The following is a 23,014-nucleotide window of genomic DNA, read 5'->3' as shown; positions in this document are numbered from 1 at the left end:
ACTCTTTATTCAAAAGATGTATATTAATGTATATCTATTCAAGCTAAAATTCGCAGCAAAAAGACGCTGACAGATAAACTGCGCAGCGCCTGATTTGATTTATTCTTGAACAACGTCCCCAGACTCTGAGGTAGCCTGACCTTCGGAGTCTATAAGTCCTGTTGCTTCTCTTGCCTCGTTAAGCTTGGAGATACCGAACAACATCGCTATATCAGCTTTTTGATTCAATTCATTAAATTGCTCAGCCGTAACATTTGCGGAATCTGCGCCCTGAGAAGCCTCTTTTTTTAAAGAATAAGCACTTTCAAAGGAAATTTTAGACTCTTCAAGCAACTTACGAATGTCTTCAGGCAAGCTGGAGGAAATTTTTACTTTCTCGGCTTGATTCGATAAATCAGTTGCGGTACTCTGGAATTGCTTAATTTTCTTCTCCAACTGCTTGTCCGTGAGTTCTCCTGCTGAATAACCCGCAATGGCTTCATTGAACTCCGCTAAAGAAGATTTTCCCGACTCTTCAAGTTTAGACATTTCATTGTAGAAGTTTTGCACGGTCTCCTGCACTTCTTCCTCCGTGGCAGGTGCCGATGAAGTTGAATTATTGCTGCAGGCGCTAAGGATGACAGTCATCATCAGCATTCCTATTAGTAAAGCTTTTTTCATTATTTATCCCTCCACTTAACAGGATAATGTCGGTTTGTGTAAAGCGCAAATGAAATATATGTAAAATGACTGTTATGTTATAATTATTTTAATTGTGATCAGAAAAGGAGGGTATTTATGCCTTATTGCACCACCTGCGGAGCGGAATACAAGCAGGGCGCTAAATTTTGTGGAGAATGTGGAACCAGCCTTAACGGTACCGCTCCAGTGACCGCCCATCGACCAGCAGAAGATAATCATGTCAATCAAGAAGTTGTGCTCTGGAAAGGCAAACCTGCCGGCATCTCAGATCGACTTAAAGGAATTATAGCTCTTAACACAACTTCATATACCATTACAAGTCAGCGCATTATGTTAAAGACCGGACTTATCGGTAAAAATGTTGAAGAAATCGAATTGCTGCGCGTACGCGATTTATCCGTGAAACAGTCAATAATGGACCGGATGCTTGGCATCGGGTCATTAACTGTATTTTCTGATGATGCCTCAGCGCCTCAGCTTCTTTTTCGAAAAATCCATGATGCCCAAACCGTCAAAGATGTTCTGCGCAAAGCCGTTCGTGACGAGAAGATCGCCAACAACATTAGCTACCGCGAACAAATTTAAGACGCTCATACGTAAAAAGGCCCCGGAAAACCGGGGCTTTTTGCTTGCGCTTGTACACTTGAAGTACTCTTTTTTAAGGAAGATAAAATGCCCCCGCTGGGATAACCACCTTGATCTGGCTAGGACTCTCCCACTGCAAAACAACCCGGGCGTCGCCCGCATTCTCATAATACTCCACCTTTATTTCATACGGCTTACCTGCTATCAGACTAATGCTTCCTTTTCGTTCCTGGCCGCTCTGATTCACCCAACTATCAATGACTAGCCCGCCATCAATCCATACCCGTATCCCATCATCAGAGTAGGAATAAATGGTATAAACCTCGCTAAAAGCAGCCGTCAGCTTCCCACTCCACCGCACAGAGAACGCATCTACACGAATGGCAGGATCAGGCGATCCTTGTCTCCATGAAAAGTTAATATTGGCATCCGTGCGCAAAAGTGCAGGTGTACCGCTAAGCGTCATGTTATTGTAGTATTGCCCACAGAGTCCACTCTCCAGCACACTATCCCCGATAGCAGCGAAAGCGGCGGCCTCAGCAGCATACTCCTCTCGTGTGAATACCATTTTGTCGTTCATAAAAGCTTTTATAACAGCATCGGTGTTCTTCTCATAGAGGAGTTTCCCCCAGGTCAGCTGATAAGACCATTTGGGCTGCGTTTTGGACAACAGTTCAGCAGACGGAAGCTCTCCATTCTCACCAATCGCAATCAGCTTGCCACGACCCAGATCCCATAAATTATCATAATGGCTAATCTTGAAATCCGCGTCATAAATGTCGAGCGCCAGCACATCTACCTTATCACTGCCCGGATAGTATTCTGCCGGCTCATCACACCACTGATTTTTTGCATTTGGACTCCAAACCCACAATAAATTATGCAGCTTATGATAATTGGTAAAACGATCGAACATAAGGTTCCACAATGCAGCGTAATTGCTCTTTTGCCCCCACCAAAACCATCCACCATTCATTTCATGATACGGCCGCCAAAGTACAGGAATCCCTGCGTCATTAAGCTTTTTCAGCGACAGGGCTATCTTATCCAGATCAGCTAACAGCGCATTATACTGGGTGGTACCTGAGGTTATATATTTATCAAAATCAGCATTGCTTAGGCTCGTATTTACATTCCCCCAAGTTGGCGCTGTCCCCGGTAATGCAGCGTGATAACACATCGTTACGATCCCGCCGGCCCTAGACCAGCGTATCGCACTGTTGACGACCCAATTCCGCTGATTGTCAATTAGAGCCTGGGACTGATTATTGATTGCGCCCAGCTCGTAGCCATGAAGCGCAGCATATTGCCCACTGGTATTTTTAAGCTTCTCCATGAGCTCGTCTGCACTTTCCAAATAATCATGTTGGCCGCTTATCACACCCTTTCCCTGCAAGTAATAGAGGGTATTCAGCAATAGCTGAGCCGAGGACGACAGTCCCGAATCCGCCGGAGCCATTTGTAATCTGCGAAAAGCCATCTGCCACTGCACATCGCCCACGAACCTTGATGCTGAATCAACCATCTGACGAATAATCCGCTGCTCCATCTATTCTCACCATCCTTTTAAATCTTTTTAAGTTATAGTATGGGGACAATAGTGACATGAACTCAGCGAATGGACATGAAGTTGTAAAATAAGTTGGGACGATATAAGGAACTGCTGAATAATTTCACGGCTCAACAAAAAAAGGAGCTCAGCGGCTCCTCATTACTTTTTTCTTATCTCGTGTACCTTAAAGGCAATAGCTCAGTGATTTCATATTTAGCTAATCGGTCATCCTCCGATACAATTATCTTGCAGTCTATTCCGTAATCCGCAATTAACTCTCGGCACATGCCGCAGGGAGAGACTACTTTAATCTCTTTTTCCTCGCTGTCTGGATCAGAATGCCTTACCGCAACAATCGTATCAAATTCCTTATAACCTTCGGATATCGCTTTGCCAATCACCATCGCTTCTGCACAGACTGTAATCCTCCCCATGCTGGCTTCCACATGTACCGCTGTAAAAATCTCTCCTGTTTTAGTACGAAGCGCTGCACCCACATGATGACGCCCCCATTCATAACGTCTGGTAATTATATCTTCGGCAGCCGCAATAAGCGTCTGATCCTCAATGGTAATTATGTACTCCATATCCAGTTACGTCCTCCTTTATTTTCCCTAATTATATTAAATCGCACTGAATTATGATATAAGATATACTATTTTAAGTGCCAAAAAAGGAGGAGCAGAATTGAAAGTGAAAAAATGGATCTCCAGTCTCATCATTGTTGCATTACTTGCTTTGGCTAGTTACTGGTTTGAACAAAACGGAGAGCCTACAGACCCCTCGTCTCCATCCAATTCGAGTGTTGTTCAGCTAACCTTCCCATCAGACCGCTATCCTGAGACCGCCAAGCATATTCAGGATGCCATTGCGAAAGGTGAATCCGCCACATGTACGATTAACCGAGAGCAGGCTGAAGAGAACCGCAAAGAGTCCTTAAAAGGGATCCCTACTAAAAAGGGATATGACCGGGATGAATGGCCAATGGCTATGTGTGAGGAAGGCGGCGTTGGTGCCGACATTGAATACATAACGCCAAGCGATAACCGCGGGGCAGGAAGCTGGGTTGGCAATCAGCTGGAGGATTATGCAGACGGAACCCGGGTGGAATTTATGTTTAAATAACGATCTGTCTGACCATCCCCAGGCAACAGAATAGCCCCACCTGGCATTCGCCAGACGGGGCTACACTTCACATCAGCTAACTTAGAATAAGCAAGCTTTAGTGATGATAACCAGCAAGATGAAAAGTACCAGGATTGCTCCTGTAGAAGTCCAAGGACTACACACCGGACCTACTGATGCTGGACTTACTACCGGACCTACGTTACAACCACAACCATGTTCCATACCCATTTTCAATTCCTCCTAATGATTAATGACTACAGCACAAGATATGTAAAAAGGAGATAAGCCGTTTGGGCGAATTGGCAAACAAATGCCAATCACCTAATGAATTGAAGGCGGACAGTCGATAAACAGGATATACACAAAGGAGGTGCAATATGGATATAGCTGCATTATCAATGGCAATGAGCCAAGCATCCTTAGCTCAAAATGTTGGGATACAGGTCATGAATATTGCCAAGAATCAGGCTGAAACCCAGAGCCAAACTATGGTGGAAATGCTGGGCAAAAGCGTTGCTCCGAATTTGGGAAAAACACTTGATATTAGTGTGTAATTGCTTTATGCTAAGGGTACATGAGAACTAACGTTCCTATGTATCCTTAGACTTTTTTTACTCTACATAGCCCTTCGGGCTTTTCTTTTGCGCATTTATGCGAACATACGATCCCATTAGTGATTTATTAGTGATTTTAAACGAGGTGAATAAGTTGGAGAACATGAAATCATATTATCAAATGACTGTGCTTGAGAAATGGACGGAGGATCTATACAAGCGATTAAATCTTCATCAGCCTTCGCAAATTTCAATATCGTATATTGCAGAGCGGCTTAATATCTGGGTTCATTATTTGGATGTGAGAAGCAAGAGCATTGAAGCGTCTGCAGGAATGTACAGCCTGTTTATCGACAACCGCCTTCCAGCCAATCTTCAACGGCTAGAGTTTCTTCATGAACTGTGTCATCTACTTCGCCATGGCAGCGATAATCAGACCTTGATGCCAGAGCATTTCACGCGGGCACAGGAGGACGAATCAGAGCGTTTTATCTTGTATGCGGCGACGCCTTACTCCATGATCTCCCGCATGACATTGCCTGAGCAACGGGAAGATGCCATCTCCTATCTTGCAGCAGAATTCCAAGTACCTGCCGAGCTGGCCTTACAGCGGATTGATCAGATCCAAAGACGTGTGTTCCAAGGGCAATTATTGGCCGTGATGGGAAGAAACGAAGAACGACTGACACATATTCGCAACGGATCACGGAGATAATAAGCTTAGTTGCAATAGTTCTCTGCATATTCATTTATGGTGGAATTTCTCGTGAGGGGGAACGACATGGAAGCCATTAAAGTAATTGAATTATTACTGACTCATCCGGATTATAATGTAGATGCAGTACACCCCGAAATCCCGGATTTTGTGGGCATTGAGACGATTGAGGTGGATCACGAAACGGGGACCTTCTCCATTTTATTGCAAGAACCCAAAGAAGACTAAAAGAGAATCATTATTCTTCATAAGTTAAAAGGCAGCAAATATAGTATGTCCCGGCAATTCTTCATTCGCCTACGCCTGGATTACTATCGGTATTTGCTGCCTTTTTGTATTACACAACCCCAAATTAAAAACCATAAAATTTTCATCCCCGGCAGCCTCGGCCTTGCTTGGTTTTCCAGCACCTTAATTCGCTGCTCCAGCTCCAGTATTTTCTCTTCTTCCTGCGTCATATTCTTACCTCCTTTCTTATTTGTACATTTACAAGATATCTATGAATGACATAATAGTCTCTGTATATTATCTTATACTATATACAAATTATCTATATGGAGGGAATTAATGAAGAAAAATACAAAACTAATCTTCATCGTTCTAATCCTTTTAATCTGTGGAATAACATCCTTAGCCCTCCACTCCTTCCGAAATCATATGAACAGAGAAGTCATTCATTATCTAATAGAGACGAGAAATTATAAGAAGGAAGATTTTTATAAAGTATACACCCAGATTGCCAAAGCTCCCCTCGTAAGTACCACGGTGATTTTCGCAGACGAACCCTACGCAAGATACTTTTATCGAAAAGAAAATGGAAGGATCTATCAATACAGCAGGGCTCCTGTTAAAGGTAATGATCCTAGCTATACATATAAACATATCGAAGAGGATCTCCCGTGAAGGAGTCACTCTATTAAAAAGACGCGTTTGTCCAGCAGTCAGCAATTGGTGCTTGGGCAAATGCGTTTTTTTGATCTCCCCTGTTCTAAATAAGTAACCAGCGTTTGCGTAGACAATATTGGCGTGGTGCTTAGCAGCTATCGGACACAGTTGATCTTATGCGTTGCATAACCCTCCATTTCGAAGTGTAACGGACCCCATCGCCTTTATTGGCATGAGAAACACCTTACAAGGCCCACTTTTTAAGGAATAGCGTCACTGGGGTCCGCGAACTTGCTCAAAAGTCTATTTATATGCAAATAACGACTTCTGAGTCCATAACCCTCTGGCGATAATTTATGAATAGGCATTCTCTACTCTCAAACACAAAGAAATTTTCTCAGGAACAAAATGTGACCTAATGCCGTCCTAAATGGTGTTATAGGTAAAGGGGGGCACAGTATCATGCAGCGATCCATGACCCGGCCGGGAAATCATGTGATGAAGAGTTACGAAATTTACGCAGATATGCTGTTCCGGATCGCTTTGGTCCATCTAGGCAGCCGGCAAGATGCCGAAGAAGCCACTCAGGATACCTTCATCAAGCTAATAGAAAAAGCGCCAAAGTTCAAAGATGCCGAACATCAGAAGGCATGGCTGATCCGGGTAATCACCAACCATTGTAAAACACTACTGGGCAGAGGCTGGCGCAAGCGCGAGGTTAAGCTGGAGAGCGCTGAGCCAATTGCGGCAGACAGCCCCGAGGATTGGGCTCTGCTGCAGTTAGTTATGGCGATGCCCATGAAGTATAAAACCGTAATCCATCTTTATTATTACGAGGACTATCCCATCCAGGAGATCAGCAAGATTCTGCAGATTAGCCAGTCTGCCGTGAAGATGAGACTTCAGCGGGGACGGCAACTGTTAAAACTGGAGCTGGAAGGAGTGGAACCACAGTGAAGGAAGATCAGTTTCGAACAACATATAAGAAAGCGGTGGATTCGATGAAACCAGGTGAAGAAATGAAAAAAGAATTGTTCGACAAAATGGAGCAGCGGCAGGAGCGGAAACGTCCGCGCAAGACGGTTTATATCGCGGCAAGTGTCGTGCTCGCCGCAGGAATCGGTCTGGCTGGGCCTAGTATATGGCAGCAGTTGAACAGTCAGAGCTCCCCGGGGCAGGTTGCCCAGGTAACTCCGGGTGTAAGCAATGCTGGCAATTCGGGCACAGCTACATCGGGCAGCATTGTCATTCCCAAGCTGAAACTGCCAGATAAGGAATCTGGCGTGAAGGCAGATATGATCGCCTTGGTCGTGTATAAAAATAATATTTACACACAGTCAGCGACTCGCATCGACGCTGCCGATGCTGCCGCTCTGCGCGGTGACAAGTTAGGACGCACTACAGGCGGCATCAACGAATGGAGCGGTAACGACGAATATATTGAGTTAGCCTCGAACATCGGCGAAACGGATCTCTATTCCGTGAAGGGCTATGATTCCAGCTTCCTGATTATGTCCTATTCGGAAATCAACGGCGAGGTATTCGCTGAACTGTATGAGCACACGAACGGCATCACCATAAACAGCGGCGCCGACCTATTCGGCAAGCTGAATCTTGAAGGCCGAGTTACTTCAGCTCAGTCGGAAAGCTTCAACAGCTGGAACAACGGCCTCCAGCAGCAGGCGCCAATCGCCAATGGCGAGGCGCTTGATGGCTTCCTGACAGCACTCCAAGCGGCTAAACCGCTGGCAGCAGAGCCGCTGATCGAGCAAGGCATCTACGACAGCGAAGACCGCAAGATCATCTATCTGCAGCTGGAAGACAACGCCCGAGTAGAGCTGACGCTGTTCGGTCAAGGACTTGTACGCTACGGTCAGGCACCGGTATTCTTCGAGGTCGAATCCGGGGCATTCCAGCAGCTGTGGGACAGCATGAAACTTTAGGGATGTTGGTGGAAACCCAGGGCCTGTGGTTGGGACTGCGGTTGGGATCGGGATTGCGACTGAGATTAGGACTGTGATCGGGACTGCGATTGCGAATGCGACTAGGAGTGTGATTGGGATTGGGATTGCGATCGGGACTGCGACTAGGGCTGCGGTTGGGATCGCGATTGCGATCGGGACTGCGATCGGGACTGCGATCGAGATTGAGATTGAGATTGGGACTGCGGTCGGAAGCAATTGGGTACATCGTTTCGATCGCCTTGCTCTCCATTGGAGGAATTTAGCTGACTGCTAACAAAAACGGCGCTGCTTCCAAACCATTTCATGGTTTGGAGCAGTGCCGTTTTGTGCTTTACTGTATGGTTTATGAGCTCGCATACTAGATATGCTGGTTGCAGAGGTGAAACTACTGACTGTTCCTTTATAGGCTACTTCTCATTGTAATTTCTGCAACTACATCTGCGAGGAGCATGGCACTAACGAGCTAACGAACTAACCTCCTTCACCTCGAGCTATCGGACCTAGATGCCGCTATTTGCTGATTTTCAGCCTTTGGAGCATGGTTTCGGACTCCATGGACGCTAATGCCTAGAAAGAGACTCAAATGCGGTACTTTTTATGCCAATAGCGACTATGGAGTCCGTTAGAATTGCAAATGTGGAGAAAAACCTCTTTAAGGGTCAGCTGGGTCCGATAGGAGCCTCATACCAAAAATGCTCCCTACTCAAACGAAGTTTGGTGTTTAGTATAAGTAAGTTTGCAGCAAGAAAGAGTGCCCCAACAGCTATTTTATCGGATACCGGATAACTCTTTCTTTTTTTCTGTCCATAACAAATCTTTCATACTCCAGAGTCCTTATGTTACTAATCCTCAGTCAAATACAATTCAAATTTCCTCACTATTAAACTATTTCACATGGTAAAATAAACCTGATTTAAATAAAAGGAGAGTACATAATATGGGATTTTTCAAAGGAGTATTACAGGGTCTTCTTACAATAATAGAAGATAGAGAATATCAGAAACTTTCGGAATCAAATACTATAAAAATCGATAATAAATTAACTTATACTCCAACAGTAAACAGACAATTCGCCATCATTGAAATTAAAGGTAATAATTATCTGCATAAAGATAGCATATTGAGCATGAAATTGAGTTCAGGATTTTTATCCATTGGAAACGTTATGATAAGTCGTTCATTAGTGTCAGGAAATCTTGATATGCTTAATTTATCGCAAGATGACTTTAACAATGGCGTTAACCTATATGGAATGATTTCCGATGAACGACAGAATGTAACAGAGATAGTATGTTGCTTGAAAAATGATATTTCCTTAATTCAAGGGTACGTTCAAGAAGCACTCGCTATTAAAAAGATTGAAGCTGAAAGAAAATTCATAATTCAACAAAATGAACAACTTAGGAAAGAAGAGGAAGAAAAACGAAAAAAATCACAAAAAGAATACTTCCAAACGCATATCAAAGAAAAACAAATTATGAAATATGGAATACGTCACACTAAATGCTGGAGATGTCATGCTCCTTTAGGCACTGAGACACACCCTATTCATTATTCTTGTGGTTGGCTCCAGTGTGACTGCGGTGCATGTAAATGCAATTATCACAGATAGTAAAAGAGTATTTTCGTTTTCATCGGTTACTTCTCCTTAGTGGGTACTTGTAAACTCAACCGCGGTGACCGGGGGCTAGAGTTATTGCTGGATTAATTCTTTACGAAGCAATTTGCCCCAAAGGCAAATCAAAAGTACGCAGTATTTAGAGCATGCTTCTACATTGTGCGTTCAGTCATTCGCGAGCATCTCCTGTTGAGCATTATAATCCGACTACTACGACATAAAAAAGGAACGCCCACCATGGACGCTCCTTTTTTTCTTATTCGTCTACAAAATTCTAGCTAGTTACGCATTTACACTTTCCGTTTTTCGATCCTGTCTTGCGTGTAATGTTTTCATCGCAAATCTTGCTATCGGCTGCGCAACCAACAGTTCAATCCAAAATGCTATACCAAAGTTTCTTGGCCAGATGTGAAGGAAATTTTTAAGTGGATCCAGGTTTATTTGTTTCGTCCCAACCCATGTGCCGATAATTGATAGTAAGATAGATAACACCGTGACATTCAATAAAGTATTCAACAGAATCCTTGCATTAAATCCATCTGTTTGTCCCATGAATTTCGGCATCACTTTCCCAACAATCGGTCCTGCAACTAATCTTACAGATAAAACTACGATCATCCACATAAACGGAATAACCTTTAGTGTATCTATATACACTTCCTTACTGAAGCCACGTTCCAACCCCACAATAATAGGGGCAATAGTGTTTACTGAAATGATTGAAATAATGAGTAAAAATAGTATACCTTCTTTTCCGTTTCTGGGCAGTCTTTTGTCTCCATGCATGTTTGTCATCTCCGTGAATAATATTTCAGATGGCAGACGTATCATGAGACATATATTTTTGGCCCAACAAAAAAGACCAATATCTCTACACACTGATTTAATAATTATAACATTTATTTAAAATGAATGTCAGAACTTCTACTAAAATTTATTAAATCCCCCTACTAACAAAGAACAGCTACCTGCATGCGCCTTAACAAGAGCGGCAGTGGCAGAGAAGTAAACTGCCGTACTCTACAAACGACACTAGAAATATTCTAGATTGGCTACAATGATAACCAGTGGTACTTTGCAAGGTTTTTCAGAATATTATTGATGGTCTTAAGGAACGCTATACGCAAATCGGGGCTAAAAAAAAGAATACGAGGACTCATACAAGGAAATTGACTTAGTATGTTGCTACTCTGGTCGGAGCTATATAAAGCTAAAGGTAGCTGCTGAACGACTGGGTATGACTCCAGCGATGTTCAACGAATAATACTCACACCTACTCCCAATCATGCAAGAAGAGGCCGTTGATAAAATTGAAGCAGAACTGAATAAATACGCTGAAAAACAGCTCGAAACTGCAGAAAAATAATTCCCGTTAGCAAATCCGTTAGCAAACTCAAAATTCTGTTCTTTATCCATTCTACTTTCTTATATTGCTAAGCTTATAGACAGCAAAAAACCCTTACAAAGTAAGGGTTTTTGATAAGTGGGCCCTGAGGGACTCGAACCCCCGACCAATCGGTTATGAGCCGACCGCTCTAACCAACTGAGCTAAGGGCCCGGATCTAAAAATATCCGAATGTACAATTGCTGTTGTAATAAAATTGGTTGCGGGGGCAGGATTTGAACCTGCGACCTTCGGGTTATGAGCCCGACGAGCTACCGGGCTGCTCCACCCCGCGTCAGAAATAATATTCAAACAGCGACAATAAATAATATACAGTACAAAATGGGTCTACGTCAAGGATGAATTTGTAAAAGTTCTCAAGGCAAAAATCTAACCCCATATCTTCCTTTGCGGGATCGATAAATTTCCACAAAACTTGGGTCATGGTAGCCATAAATCCAGCCATCTTGCTCCAACCTTTTTGCTAAACAACCTGCTTGAAATCTCGTTCTGAACAGTTTCGCGAAGTATATCCAATTCATGATGCCCTCTTCTCCTTTTCGCAAATTAATCTCACGCTGCTCTGAACTTATCATGCCCAAGTTCCACAAAATAAGCCACCGGAAATCCGGTGGCCGCTACATATTCCAAAACTTAATCCCCTATAGAGTCGAAATAATATGTGGGATCTTTTTCGAGCGTACCCAGCATGGTATTCCCTTGCTTCTCCCAAGCTTTGAGGGCACTCTCCACCGTTCTTTTGCCCTGATAAACCTCTGTGAATAGTTGGCGCCCAACATCGTTAATACGGCTAATTCCAGGCTTCTGTGTTTGTAGGACGTTCATCAAAGGATCATTGGCTGGTAATGGTTTGAGCGTATAGAAGGATTCCAGATTTACTGAAGGTACCTTCGTGGTAATGTAATCCTTACGGGAAGTTAGTTCCCCGCGGGTATGAGCTTTAATTTTGGCTACCTCATTACTGTTGACGAACTTGATCAAATCCCAAGCATCTTCCTTATTAGCAGCCATAGTGTTGATAGCCATCATATTACCTACCCAAGTACCTACAGCCACTCCTGGTTTCTCCTTAAAAGTAGGTACGGTAACGAAACCCCAATCGACGGGACTGTAATTTTTAATTTTTGCTGCATTGCGGCTCACACCTGCAAGCTCATTAAGATAATCGTATTCTCCAATTACCATTGCAGCTTTTCCGGTAAGGAATAGATCCCCTTGGACAGGACTATAGGTGCTCCGTTCTGTTTCTATAAAATCCATACCGTTTAACCCAGGTGTAATTTGCTTTTTCACCAATTGGCTGTAGGTCGTCCAAGCTTGACTCCACTGTGTTTGGTTTACCTCCATCTTATGTCCCTTGTTGTCATACATAGCAAGCTCAAGCGGTGAGACATAGGTCTGCATATCCCAGAAAGGATCGCTCATATTACGGTTCATCGAAAATCCATATATACGCTTATCTTTATTTGTCGATTTCTTGGTCACCTTTTCGGCCAGCGCGAACACTTCATCCCAAGTCATTCCGTCCGTCGGATAACCTACACCAGCAGCATCAAAAATACCTTTGTTAAAATATAACGCACTCGACATAAAGGTCGGCGCTAACGCGTAAAGACTTCCTCCACCCAGCTCACGTACTCCATTTAACATTGTAGGTGCCATATTGCTTAAATCATATTGATCTCGTGCGATAAGCGGCTCCAGCGATTGCACCAGATTATGCTTCACCAAACTCTTCACCAATGTACTATCACCGACGATTACATCAACTGGCTGTGCACCGCCCATAATTGTTCGGATATTCTCCAGATTATCTGGGTTAACCTCTGGATAGGTGCTGTCAAAACGAAGCTCATTCATATTGATGGCTGGAATAATCTCAAGTTTGATTTCAGGATGCTGCAATTCATACATATCTGTAAACTGCTGACGAAAAGAAGAATCGTCCTCTCCAGACCAGAGGCTGCCAATACGTAGTACACGCTGTTCTGTAGATGGCTTAGAAGCCTCCGCCCAAGCTGTGTGCCTGCTTTCAGAAATTAAAGGCAATAGCAGTGCAGCACATACTCCAAAGCTTAACCAGCGCCGCCATAGCCTTCTATTATTATTTATATGATTCATTCTTGAACCCTCCCATAAAATACTCAATCCATCCACCTTATGAATAATTACCCATAATTCTAGTAACAGTATATAGCTTTATTCAGGAGGGGAAGTTACAGGCTGTTTAAAGTTATGCTACGATTTCTTCATATTATTTCTATAAAAAACATTCCGGGAGTTTTCTGAGGATCCTGATATGCCTTTCTACGGTAAGATAATTGCACTTTGTGCAACTATTACAGCTGTGTGTGTTGCGCTTCTCCTTTTAATTGCACTATGTGCAGTTAAAAAACGTTATTAGGAGCTTTCGGCGGATTTCTGGTGGATATAATTGCACAAAGTGCAACTATATCGCCATATCCTCTAAGGAAGGTTAGTTTAAGTGCACGAACTGCAACTATTCTGCGTGTGTGACGACAGCGCGAGGAATCACCGGGGCAGAGTATAGTATTCCAGAGTGTCAGAGCACCTTTTCCTTTTAATTGCACTCGGTGCAGTTAAAAAGAAAAGCCTCCCACCAAAATGTGAGAGGCCCGTCCAATCTATACTTAAATATTTATTTTAAACGCCAAATGCGGACGGATCTTTTCTCCAAGATTTCAGCAGTTCCACATCCGTAGCTGCGATCTCGCCTTGTGTAAGAGCCACATCAATCAATGTGCTGTAGTTGGACAAGCTTTGTAATGGCATTTCAGCGGCAGCAAAAGCATCGACCGCACGATCCAGCTCGTAGCTGAAGATTGCCAATACAGCCAACGCTTCTGCGCCTGCTTCTTGCACAGCTTGAGCTGCTTTGATGGAGCTTCCACCAGTGGAGATCAAGTCCTCGATAACGACTACCTTTTGCCCCGGCTTAATTAGGCCTTCGATCTGATTCTGCTTGCCGTGACCTTTAGCTTTATCGCGGATATAAGCCATTGGCAGATTGAGTTTATCAGCTACCCAAGCTGCGTGAGGAATGCCTGCGGTTGCTGTACCTGCGATCACCTCTGCATCTGGATACTGGCTTTTAATAAGCTCAGCAAAGGCATCAGCAATATAGTTACGTACCTCTGGGTAAGCCATAGTCAGACGGTTATCGCAATAGATCGGGGATTTAATACCAGAGGTCCAGGTAAAAGGCTCCTGCGGTCGCAGTGCCACCGCTCCTATCGTAAGCAGATAACTTGCTACTTGTTCACTTCTATTTAATGTACTCATGCTAGGGTCATCTCCTCAATAATATTTAGTGCTGCTTGACGTGGATCAGCTGCAGTTGTAACAGGACGTCCCACCACCAGGAAGTGGCTGCCTTGCTGAATGGCTTTGCCCGGCGTCATCACCCGGGACTGGTCACCTAGGGATGCACCTGCTGGCCGGATACCAGGTGTAACTGTACAAAATGCGGGCCCACAAGCCTCTGCGATCGCTGAGGACTCTTGCGGTGAAGCCACTACTCCATCCAGACCTGCAGCGGCTACCAGCTTAGCGTATCTGACTACAGTATCTGCTACGTCTCCTGCGATTCCAATTTCGTTATTCATCACTTCTTGGCTCGTGCTGGTTAGCTGTGTAACTGCGATAATCAAAGGCATTTTAAGCGCAGCATTCCCATTAACTACTGAAGCAGCGCCTTCACGGGCTGCAGCCATCATTGCCGAGCCTCCAGCGGCATGTACGTTAAACATATCTACACCGAGGTTCGTAAGGCTTTCTGCCCCGCCTTTTACCGTGTTAGGAATATCATGCATTTTGACATCTGCAAATACAGAATACCCCCGAGATTTCAGTTCATTAATGAATTCCGGTCCTGCTGCATAGAAGAGCTGCATTCCCACTTTCATATAACAAGGAATCCCTTCCAGCTTGTCAATCAAGGTTCTTGCCCCAGCAACATCAGGGTAATCCAAGGCGATCATCAAGCGATTCGCCATTTCATTCCACTTTGCATCTCCCTGTCCCATAACCGTTCTCCCATCCAGTGCAGACTTAAATCCACACTCTTCATTTATTAGCCCCTAGGCATAGCGGAACGGTCTGCGTAAACGCAAACCGCCCTATGCATCTTTATGAGATTAGTTTAATTGTCCGACAAAAGCAGGCATGGACTGTGACGAGAAGTTGATCGTTTGCAGCATTCTGAGCAGTGCCGTTACTGTATCGAGTGATGTCATACATACGACGCCATTCTCAACCGCTTCACGACGGATACGGAATCCATCACGCTCTGGTGTTTTCCCTTTAGTCAGTGTATTAAAGACGAAGTTGGCTTGCCCACCACGAATCAAGTCGAGAATGTTCGGTGCACCTTCATCCAGCTTGTTCACGTTCATTACGTTGAGACCTGCTTCTTCAAGCGCTTGAGCGGTTCCTCCGGTAGCAATGATCTTGTAACCCAGCGAGTGGAAGCCTTTCATAAGCTCCACAGCTTCTGCTTTATCTTTATCTGCCACTGTAACGATGATAGCGCCGGTTGCTGGAATTTTCATTCCTGCTCCGATTAGACCTTTATACAAAGCTTTTGCATACAATTTATCGCGGCCCATAACCTCACCCGTCGATTTCATTTCAGGTCCGAGCGTTGGTTCTACTCTACGCAGCTTGGCAAAAGAGAACACCGGCACTTTAACCGATACATAATCACTTTCCGGCCATAGACCTTCTGTATAACCGTCATCTTTCAGCTTGCCGCCGAGAATGATTTTGGTTGCCAGATGCGCCATTGGAATTCCAGTTACTTTACTCAAGAATGGAACCGTACGCGATGAACGTGGATTTACTTCAATGACGTACACTTCATTCTGATAGATGACGAACTGGATGTTGACCAGACCAATCGTTTTCAGTTCCTTAGCAATCTTGATTGTGATCTCTGCAATTTTTGCTTTCAGACCTTCATCCAGATATTGCGGAGGATATACAGCGATGGAGTCACCGGAGTGAACGCCTGCACGCTCAACATGCTCCATAATCCCTGGAATAACTACCGTCTCACCGTCACAAATTGCGTCTACCTCAACCTCTTTACCAAGCATGTAACGGTCAATCAATACCGGATGCTCCGGATTCACCTTAACCGCTTCTACCATGTAGCTAAGCAATTCCGCATCATTATATACAATTTCCATTGCGCGTCCACCAAGTACATAGGAAGGACGTACCAGGACTGGATATCCAAGCGATTGTGCAGTTTCTACTGCTTGATCTACGTTGATAACCGTCTTCCCTTTTGGTTGGGCAATATCCAGACGAGCCAGCAAAGCTTCGAATTTCTTCCGATCTTCAGCTTCGTCAATACTGTCTAGGCTAGTTCCGAGAATCTTAACGCCAGCGGCACTTAATGGTGCAGCAAGGTTAATGGCTGTTTGGCCTCCGAATTGTACGATAACCCCAATCGGATTCTCTTGCGCAATTACGTTCATTACATCTTCAAAGAACAAGGGTTCAAAATACAACCGGTCCGAAGTATTAAAGTCGGTAGATACAGTCTCAGGGTTATTATTGATAATAACCGCTTCATAACCTGCCTTCTGAATCGCCCATACTGCATGCACAGTGGAGTAATCGAACTCAATCCCTTGACCGATCCGGATTGGACCCGATCCAAGCACGATAACCTTTTGTTTATCGGAATGAATGACTTCATTTTCAGTCTCATAAGTAGAGTAGTAGTAAGGTGTAGAAGCTTCGAACTCAGCCGCACAGGTATCTACCATTTTGAATACAGGCGTTAATCCTCGCTCTAAACGAAGCGCGCGTACATCAGCTTCTTTGATGAATTTAACGTTCGCTTGTCCTTCTGCACGAATCTCAGCAATCGCACGGTCTGTAAAACCTCTGCGTTTAGCTTGATACAGGGTTTCTGCTGATAAGCTTTCATCCCCACGGATAACCTCTTCAAAGTTGATCAATCCCTCGATCTTGGACAGGAACCACCAGTCCACGTTAGTGATATCTTGGATCTCTTGCAAGCCAAATCCGCGGCGGAAGGCTTCCGCGATCAAGAACAACCGCTCATCATCAGGTTTTGCCAGACGTTCACGCAGGACGCTTTCTTCCAAATCTTCAGCGCCCGGCAGGCGGAAACGGTGTACACCGATTTCCAGGGAACGAATTGCTTTATGAATGGACTCTTCGAAGGTACGACCGATGGCCATAACTTCTCCAGTTGCTTTCATTTGTGTGCCCAGCTTACGGTTCGCATGAATGAACTTGTCGAACGGCCAGCGTGGGATTTTGCTTACGATATAGTCAAGTGTAGGCTCGAAGCAAGCATAGGTCTGTCCAGTAACTGGATTGACGATTTCATCGAGTGTGTAACCAAGCGCGATTTTGGCAGCCATTTTGGCAATCGGATAACCGGTTGCTTTCGAAGCCAAAGCCGAAGAGCGGCTGACACGTGGATTTACTTCGATTACATAATATTGATAGCTTTGCGGATCCAGTGCGAACTGCACGTTGCAGCCACCCTCGATATTCAGCGCACGAATGATTTTGAGTGAAGCGCTGCGCAGCATTTGATATTCACGATCGGATAAAGTTTGGCTAGGTGCCACAACGATACTGTCACCTGTATGCACACCTACCGGGTCGAAGTTCTCCATGTTGCAGACAACGATACAGTTGTCGTTCGCATCACGCATAACCTCGTATTCAACTTCCTTCATGCCGGCAATACTTTTCTCCACCAAACATTGTCCGATCGGGCTATAACGAATACCTGCTTTGACAGTCTCAAGCAGCTCTTCTTCGTTGTCGCAGATCCCGCCGCCGGTGCCGCCAAGCGTATAGGCCGGGCGTACAATTAGAGGGAAACCAATTTCCTCAGCGAATTTCATCGCTTCATCTACTGTGGTAATAATAGTGCTCTCTGGTACAGGCTGTTCCAGTTCGCGCATCAGATCACGGAACAAATCGCGATCCTCTGCTTTTTCGATGGACTCAAGCTGGGTACCTAGAAGCTTAACATTCTCTTGCTCTAGTACTCCTGCACGAGCCAATTCTACAGCCATATTAAGACCTGTCTGTCCTCCCAAAGTTGGCAACAAGCCATCTGGGCGCTCCTGACGGATGATGCCAGTTACGAATTCAAGGGTAATCGGCTCGATATAAACTTTATCAGCCATATTGGTGTCAGTCATGATAGTCGCTGGGTTACTGTTGATCAGCACAACTTCGACGCCTTCTTCTTTCAGGGCCTGACAGGCCTGCGTTCCGGCATAGTCAAATTCTGCGGCTTGCCCGATAACAATCGGTCCAGAACCGATTACTAATATTTTTTTAAGCTTTTCATTCTTAGGCATGTTATAGAGCTCCTTTCACGGCTTCAAGCTGTTTTACTGTAGGTTTTGGCGCCGTGATTCTGGCGTTTGCCGCAAGCTGCGCCTGGCGCGAGCTTACAGGTGTGTTAGCTTTATGATCAGCGATCATCTGTAAGAAACGATCGAATAAGTAGCTGCTGTCATGAGGTCCCGGTGCTGCTTCTGGATGGTACTGTACTGAAAACGCAGGATAACGGGTATGTTTAAGTCCTTCAACGGTCTTATCATTATTATTAATGTGAGTAACCTCTAGATCCGTGCTCTTCACAGAGTCTTCATTCACTGTGTAGCCATGGTTCTGAGAAGTAATGAAGCAACGTCCGCTCTCCAATTCTTTAACCGGATGGTTACCGCCACGGTGTCCGAATTTCAGCTTCTCTGTATCCGCGCCACAAGCCAGTGCAAACAGCTGGTGACCTAAGCAGATACCGAAGATTGGGTATTCACCAAGCAATTCTGAGATCGTCTTCACTGCGTGTGGAACGTCTTTCGGGTCCCCAGGGCCGTTGGACAGTTGGATACCATCTGGATTGAGGCGACGAATCTCATCAGCAGTTACGTCATGAGGTACAACTACAACATCACAACCGCGATTGTTCAACTCGCGTAAGATACCAGCCTTCGCTCCGTAATCTACCAGCACGATGCGTTCTTTAGTTCCTGGGCTATTGTACATGCTTGGAGTAGATGTGCGAGCTACCTGATTGCGCAGTTCTTCAATTGAAGTGTCGCCCATCATTTCCATCAATTCCTCTACACGTTTGTTAGAGGTAGTCAGGATTGCCTTCATTGTTCCGTAGTGGCGAATAATCCGCGTCAACATCCGGGTATCAATCTCGCTGATTCCAGGAATATCGTATTCTTTTAGCAGGTCGTCCACACTGTATTCTGCGCGCCAGTTACTTGGAACTTCTTCATGACGACGCACTACAAAACCGTGTACGAAAGGTCGAACAGATTCGAAATCATCCCGCGTAATCCCGTAGTTCCCGATCAATGGGTACGTCATGGTAACGATTTGTCCGCAATATGAAGGGTCAGACAGCACCTCTTGATATCCTGTAATTCCTGTGTTAAAAACAACCTCGCCTGTCTTTTCACCTTCAGCGCCAAATGCGGTACCTGTAAATAAAGTTCCGTCTTGAAGCAGCAATCTCGCCTGCATTCCCTTCCACTCCTTCATGTTCTGTAGTCTAATACGTATGCCTTGCATGCCTTCCGGAGTGTACGCGCTCAAATTGCTGATCCGCAAAGATCAGCAATTTCGCCTCACCAGTCCGCTAGTTTTTCTCAGTCCATACGGCTTTGCCGTCCACCCAAGTTTTTACTGGCCAACCCTTAAGCTTCCAGCCGCCAAAAGGTGTGTTGCGTCCTTTGCTTGCGAAGGAACCTGGGTCTACTTCTTTTTCCTGCTCCAGATCGATGAGTGTCAAATCTGCAGGAGCTCCGATCTCCATAACCCCGGTGTTCAATCTGAATACCCGTGCAGGATCGGCAGTCATTCTTTGTACTAGTAAGGATAAATCCCATTTTCCGGTTTCTACAAACGCCGTGTATAAGAGTGGGAAAGCTGTCTCGAATCCAACGATACCAAAAGGTGCCAGCTGCATTCCTTTCGCTTTCTCTTCCTCACTATGTGGCGCATGATCTGTAACAATCATATCTAGTGTGCCATCAAGCAACCCTTCGATACACGCCTCAACATCGCGGCGGGAGCGCAGCGGCGGGTTCATTTTCCAATTGGCGTCAAGGCCTGGAATATCGTCTTCAGCAAGAAGCAAGTGATGCGGACATACCTCAGCAGTTACTTTAATGCCGATCTCTTTTGCTTGGCGAATCAGCCGCACCGACTGTTCAGTACTGACATGGCATACATGGTAATGAACGCCTGTCGCTTCTGCCAGCAAAATATCGCGTCCAACATGGATCGCCTCTGACTCATTCGGAATTCCTTTGAGGCCATGCTTCTTAGCGAACTCACCTTCAGCTACACAGCAGCCCTCAACCAGCGAGTTATCTTCGCAGTGAGCAATGACTGGCATATCGAGCGATGCTGCGATGTTCATTGCATCTTTCATCATTTGAGCACTTTGTACGCCCACACCGTCGTCTGTATAACCAATAGCTCCAGCTTCTTTGAGCGCCGCAAAATCCGTCAACTCACGTCCGAGCTCATTTTTCGTAATGGCTGCATAAGGAAGCACTTTAACTAGTCCTGCTTCACGCGCCTTGTCTTTCACAAATTGCACGATCTCCGGGCTATCTGTCACCGGACGAGTATTTGGCATACATGCAATGGTTGTAAATCCGCCTTTAGCAGCTGAGCGACTTCCGGTTTCCACTGTTTCCTTGTGTTCAAATCCCGGTTCACGCAAGTGCACATGCATATCAATGAGTCCCGGAGTAAGCAGCTTACCTTCAGCATCAATGATCTCCGTGGCTTCTCCGATAGCTTCATTTCCGTCGATTATAGCCGAGATTACACCATCCTGTAGTTCGATGTGTTTGCGCTCAAGCAAGCCCTCCTTATTCAATACGCTGGCGTTTCTAATAATCACTGTCATGATTCTACCTTTACCCTCAGATCACAGCTGCGGGCCCTCTCGTTATTATATAATAAAAATTCATCTTTGTGTATATTTATTAGTCTCTATACGTTAGCATTCTGTAAGCTTATAGTAAAGCTCTTTCGAGAACCGCCATCCGAACCGGTACGCCATTAGACATTTGCGGGAAAATCCGCGATTGACTGCACTCTACTACTGCATCATCAATCTCTAGATTCCGGTTAACCGGAGCTGGATGCATAATGATTGTGTCTTTGGCGAGCTTAGCTGCCCGCTCTTCTGTTAGACCATAGTGGCTACGGTAATCTTCAGCAGACAGCTTAATGCCGGAAGTATGGCGCTCAAGCTGTACTCGAAGCATCATTACTACATCCGCTTTAAGAGCTTCTTCCATAGTTACGTAAGGCGCATACTCCATAAGCTCAGGAGCCTTCATATTATCCGGTGCGCAGAACTGCACCTTCGCTCCCATTTTCGTAAGCCCCCAGAGATTAGAGCGCGCTACGCGGCTATGCATAATGTCCCCAATGATGGAGACTGTCAGGCCCTTTAGTTCCCCAAAGGTTTTGGTCATGGTGTATAAATCAAGCAGCGCCTGCGTTGGATGTTCATTGTTGCCGTCGCCCGCATTGATAAGCGGTATGGACACCTTCTCAGCTAACTGCTGCAGCACACCTGCAGGCTTCAAACGCACAACTCCGGCATCGATCCCCATCGATTCCAGTGTGCGCACTGTATCGTAGATCGACTCCCCTTTTTCTACACTAGAAGCTGCAGCCGTAAAATTAAGTACTTGCGCACCTAGTCGTTTCTCTGCCATCTCGAAAGAGAAGCGTGTGCGTGTGCTGTTCTCAAAAAACATGTTAGAAATAAAATGGGAGTTCAAGATGGGCGTTAGCTTTTCACTTTGATTGTCCCAAAATGCTGTTCTGTCAAGCAGTTGGATAATTTCCGACCGGTCAAGCTCTTTGATTCCCAGCAGACTACGTTCCTTTACCTTGGTAAGTGTCATGATGTTATCGTTCCTCCCGGTTTGAAATAATGTAGACCTCATCTTTGCCGTCGTATTCCTTCAGCGCCACTTCAATCTGCTCGTGCTTTGAGGTAGGTACATTCTTACCGATGTAGTCCGGCCGGATCGGCAGCTCGCGGTGTCCGCGGTCAGCCAGTACTGCCAGTTGAATCATTCGTGGGCGTCCGCAATCCATCAAAGCGTCCATCGCCGCGCGGATGGTGCGTCCGGTGTAAAGTACATCATCGAACAAAATGACTTTCTGATCATGGATGCCAGCACTTCCTGAAGTAATAACGACGTTACTCTTCACTACTGCTTCACTGCCTTCCACTTCACGGTCATCCCGGTAATGTGTGATATCCAGCTCACCGTATGGAATCTCGACGCCTTCAATCTCCTTGATGCGCTCAGCGATACGTTGTGCCAGATACACACCTCGTGTCCGAATGCCGACCAGCAGACAATTCTCGATACCTTTGTTCTTCTCCAAAATCTCATGAGCAATACGCGATAAGGCCCGGCGGATCGCCGTTTCATCCATAATGACATTTTTCTCAGTAACCATAATCTTGTCACCCTCCAGCTTGTTCGCCTATTCAAGTTCCCGGAAATCAAAAAACTCCTTGCCTATAACAGGCAAGGAGTGAAATCCGCAGATGAGGAAGATGACGGCCGCGCGCATAAAAAGACAGTTCCGTATTTACACACGGATACCTTTCTAAGAGTCGCGAACCTCGATTCACGTTACCTTGCCAGCCTCACAGGACTGAATTAAAGGCGCTATTCATTTAACAAGAATTATGACAGAACAACCCCCTCATGTCAACTTTCTCTGCCTAAACTTTTGCACTTCTCTTCCTTACTTCTATTAACAACAAGGGGGAAGCGGTACTCAGTATATCTGCATAAAAAACGATGCTGGTCCCAAATAGCCTTTCATCG

The 23,014-nt window shown here is 45.2% G+C and carries 24 protein-coding genes and 2 tRNA genes; 10 read left to right on the top strand and 16 right to left on the bottom strand.

Annotated features, from left to right (window positions below; all coding sequences use genetic code 11):
* Positions 1-99 precede the first annotated feature (99 nt).
* The gene (locus tag NST45_RS04505) at positions 100-660 is read right to left on the bottom strand and encodes a hypothetical protein (protein ID WP_339825005.1); all 561 of its coding nucleotides are present in this window, start codon (positions 658-660) and stop codon (positions 100-102) included.
* 117 nt (positions 661-777) lie between these two features.
* Between NST45_RS04505 and NST45_RS04500 the strand changes: the two genes are divergently transcribed.
* The gene (locus tag NST45_RS04500) at positions 778-1,266 is read left to right on the top strand and encodes a PH domain-containing protein (protein ID WP_036683346.1); all 489 of its coding nucleotides are present in this window, start codon (positions 778-780) and stop codon (positions 1,264-1,266) included.
* A 73-nt stretch (positions 1,267-1,339) separates the two neighbouring features.
* On the opposite strand, the gene NST45_RS04495 is transcribed toward NST45_RS04500, so the two are convergent.
* Positions 1,340-2,815: a glycosyl hydrolase gene (locus NST45_RS04495; RefSeq protein ID WP_339825002.1), complete on the bottom strand. Its 1,476-nt coding sequence runs from the start codon at positions 2,813-2,815 to the stop codon at positions 1,340-1,342.
* Between the two features lie 173 nt (positions 2,816-2,988).
* On the bottom strand, positions 2,989-3,405 hold the full coding sequence (locus NST45_RS04490; RefSeq protein WP_076103796.1) for a cytidine deaminase: 417 nt from the start codon (positions 3,403-3,405) through the stop codon (positions 2,989-2,991).
* 106 nt (positions 3,406-3,511) lie between these two features.
* Here NST45_RS04490 and NST45_RS04485 point away from each other — a divergent pair, with 106 nt between their 5' ends.
* Positions 3,512-3,943 (top strand): NucA/NucB deoxyribonuclease domain-containing protein, encoded by a 432-nt coding sequence (locus NST45_RS04485; protein WP_036683407.1) that lies wholly within the window; start codon positions 3,512-3,514, stop codon positions 3,941-3,943.
* Between the two features lie 81 nt (positions 3,944-4,024).
* Here NST45_RS04485 and NST45_RS04480 read toward each other — a convergent pair whose 3' ends face one another.
* Entirely contained in the window at positions 4,025-4,174 is a 150-nt protein-coding gene (locus tag NST45_RS04480; RefSeq protein ID WP_155288175.1) for a hypothetical protein, read from the bottom strand.
* A 149-nt stretch (positions 4,175-4,323) separates the two neighbouring features.
* On the opposite strand from NST45_RS04480, the gene NST45_RS04475 reads away from it, so the two are divergent.
* From NST45_RS04475 to NST45_RS04465, 3 genes are all read left to right on the top strand, one after another.
* Positions 4,324-4,500, top strand: coding sequence for a YjfB family protein (locus NST45_RS04475; RefSeq protein ID WP_076098563.1), 177 nt, complete (start codon positions 4,324-4,326; stop codon positions 4,498-4,500).
* Between the two features lie 163 nt (positions 4,501-4,663).
* Positions 4,664-5,215 carry an ImmA/IrrE family metallo-endopeptidase gene (locus NST45_RS04470; RefSeq protein ID WP_076142253.1) on the top strand — a complete coding sequence of 184 codons (552 nt, stop codon included), beginning with the start codon at positions 4,664-4,666 and terminating at the stop codon, positions 5,213-5,215.
* 66 nt (positions 5,216-5,281) lie between these two features.
* A complete protein-coding gene (locus tag NST45_RS04465) occupies positions 5,282-5,443 on the top strand; it encodes a hypothetical protein (RefSeq protein ID WP_155288176.1) in 162 nt (53 codons plus the stop codon).
* 83 nt (positions 5,444-5,526) lie between these two features.
* Here NST45_RS04465 and NST45_RS04460 read toward each other — a convergent pair whose 3' ends face one another.
* Positions 5,527-5,673 (bottom strand): hypothetical protein, encoded by a 147-nt coding sequence (locus NST45_RS04460; RefSeq protein ID WP_170914301.1) that lies wholly within the window; start codon positions 5,671-5,673, stop codon positions 5,527-5,529.
* Between the two features lie 109 nt (positions 5,674-5,782).
* On the opposite strand from NST45_RS04460, the gene NST45_RS04455 reads away from it, so the two are divergent.
* The 5 genes from NST45_RS04455 to NST45_RS04435 all read left to right on the top strand — a co-directional run bounded on the left by NST45_RS04455 (position 5,783) and on the right by NST45_RS04435 (position 9,676).
* Positions 5,783-6,118 carry a hypothetical protein gene (locus NST45_RS04455; RefSeq protein WP_076213969.1) on the top strand — a complete coding sequence of 112 codons (336 nt, stop codon included), beginning with the start codon at positions 5,783-5,785 and terminating at the stop codon, positions 6,116-6,118.
* Between the two features lie 444 nt (positions 6,119-6,562).
* A complete protein-coding gene (locus NST45_RS04450) occupies positions 6,563-7,057 on the top strand; it encodes a sigma-70 family RNA polymerase sigma factor (RefSeq protein ID WP_076103793.1) in 495 nt (164 codons plus the stop codon).
* A complete protein-coding gene (locus NST45_RS04445) occupies positions 7,054-8,043 on the top strand; it encodes a hypothetical protein (protein WP_081386857.1) in 990 nt (329 codons plus the stop codon). Before NST45_RS04450 ends, NST45_RS04445 begins: the two co-directional genes overlap by 4 nt.
* A gap of 25 nt (positions 8,044-8,068) precedes the next feature.
* A complete protein-coding gene (locus tag NST45_RS04440; RefSeq protein WP_339824996.1) occupies positions 8,069-8,338 on the top strand; it encodes a hypothetical protein in 270 nt (89 codons plus the stop codon).
* 663 nt (positions 8,339-9,001) lie between these two features.
* Entirely contained in the window at positions 9,002-9,676 is a 675-nt protein-coding gene (locus tag NST45_RS04435; protein ID WP_076317116.1) for a hypothetical protein, read from the top strand.
* Positions 9,677-9,964: 288 nt separating this feature from the next.
* Here NST45_RS04435 and NST45_RS04430 read toward each other — a convergent pair whose 3' ends face one another.
* The 11 genes from NST45_RS04430 to pyrR all read right to left on the bottom strand — a co-directional run bounded on the left by NST45_RS04430 (position 9,965) and on the right by pyrR (position 22,637).
* Positions 9,965-10,468, bottom strand: coding sequence for a hypothetical protein (locus NST45_RS04430; protein WP_339824993.1), 504 nt, complete (start codon positions 10,466-10,468; stop codon positions 9,965-9,967).
* A 698-nt stretch (positions 10,469-11,166) separates the two neighbouring features.
* A tRNA-Ile gene (locus tag NST45_RS04425) sits at positions 11,167-11,240 on the bottom strand.
* 44 nt (positions 11,241-11,284) lie between these two features.
* A tRNA-Met gene (locus tag NST45_RS04420) sits at positions 11,285-11,361 on the bottom strand.
* Between the two features lie 359 nt (positions 11,362-11,720).
* Entirely contained in the window at positions 11,721-13,208 is a 1,488-nt protein-coding gene (locus NST45_RS04415) for an extracellular solute-binding protein (RefSeq protein WP_339824990.1), read from the bottom strand.
* A 543-nt stretch (positions 13,209-13,751) separates the two neighbouring features.
* Positions 13,752-14,390 carry an orotate phosphoribosyltransferase gene (pyrE, locus tag NST45_RS04410; RefSeq protein WP_036683370.1) on the bottom strand — a complete coding sequence of 213 codons (639 nt, stop codon included), beginning with the start codon at positions 14,388-14,390 and terminating at the stop codon, positions 13,752-13,754.
* Positions 14,387-15,133, bottom strand: a complete 747-nt coding sequence (gene pyrF, locus NST45_RS04405; protein WP_094903789.1) for an orotidine-5'-phosphate decarboxylase — start codon at positions 15,131-15,133, stop codon at positions 14,387-14,389. The genes pyrE and pyrF overlap by 4 nt, the downstream gene beginning before the upstream one ends.
* 111 nt (positions 15,134-15,244) lie before the next feature.
* Positions 15,245-18,472, bottom strand: a complete 3,228-nt coding sequence (gene carB, locus NST45_RS04400; protein WP_036683372.1) for a carbamoyl-phosphate synthase large subunit — start codon at positions 18,470-18,472, stop codon at positions 15,245-15,247.
* A 1-nt stretch (position 18,473) separates the two neighbouring features.
* Positions 18,474-19,655: a glutamine-hydrolyzing carbamoyl-phosphate synthase small subunit gene (gene carA, locus NST45_RS04395; protein WP_051491286.1), complete on the bottom strand. Its 1,182-nt coding sequence runs from the start codon at positions 19,653-19,655 to the stop codon at positions 18,474-18,476.
* 115 nt (positions 19,656-19,770) lie between these two features.
* Positions 19,771-21,054, bottom strand: a complete 1,284-nt coding sequence (locus NST45_RS04390) for a dihydroorotase (protein ID WP_339824985.1) — start codon at positions 21,052-21,054, stop codon at positions 19,771-19,773.
* Positions 21,055-21,163: 109 nt separating this feature from the next.
* Positions 21,164-22,069 (bottom strand): aspartate carbamoyltransferase catalytic subunit, encoded by a 906-nt coding sequence (locus NST45_RS04385; protein ID WP_036683376.1) that lies wholly within the window; start codon positions 22,067-22,069, stop codon positions 21,164-21,166.
* Positions 22,070-22,073: 4 nt separating this feature from the next.
* Entirely contained in the window at positions 22,074-22,637 is a 564-nt protein-coding gene (gene pyrR / locus NST45_RS04380) for a bifunctional pyr operon transcriptional regulator/uracil phosphoribosyltransferase PyrR (RefSeq protein ID WP_036683379.1), read from the bottom strand.
* Between the last annotated feature and the right edge of the window lie 377 nt (positions 22,638-23,014).

Origin of the sequence: Paenibacillus sp. FSL R7-0163 (genome assembly GCF_037969975.1) — a bacterium.
GTDB classification, from domain to species: Bacteria; Bacillota; Bacilli; order Paenibacillales; family Paenibacillaceae; genus Paenibacillus_AQ; species Paenibacillus_AQ odorifer.
The sequence above is the reverse complement of the archived record's forward strand: the minus strand, read 5'-3'. Positions and strand labels throughout refer to the sequence as shown.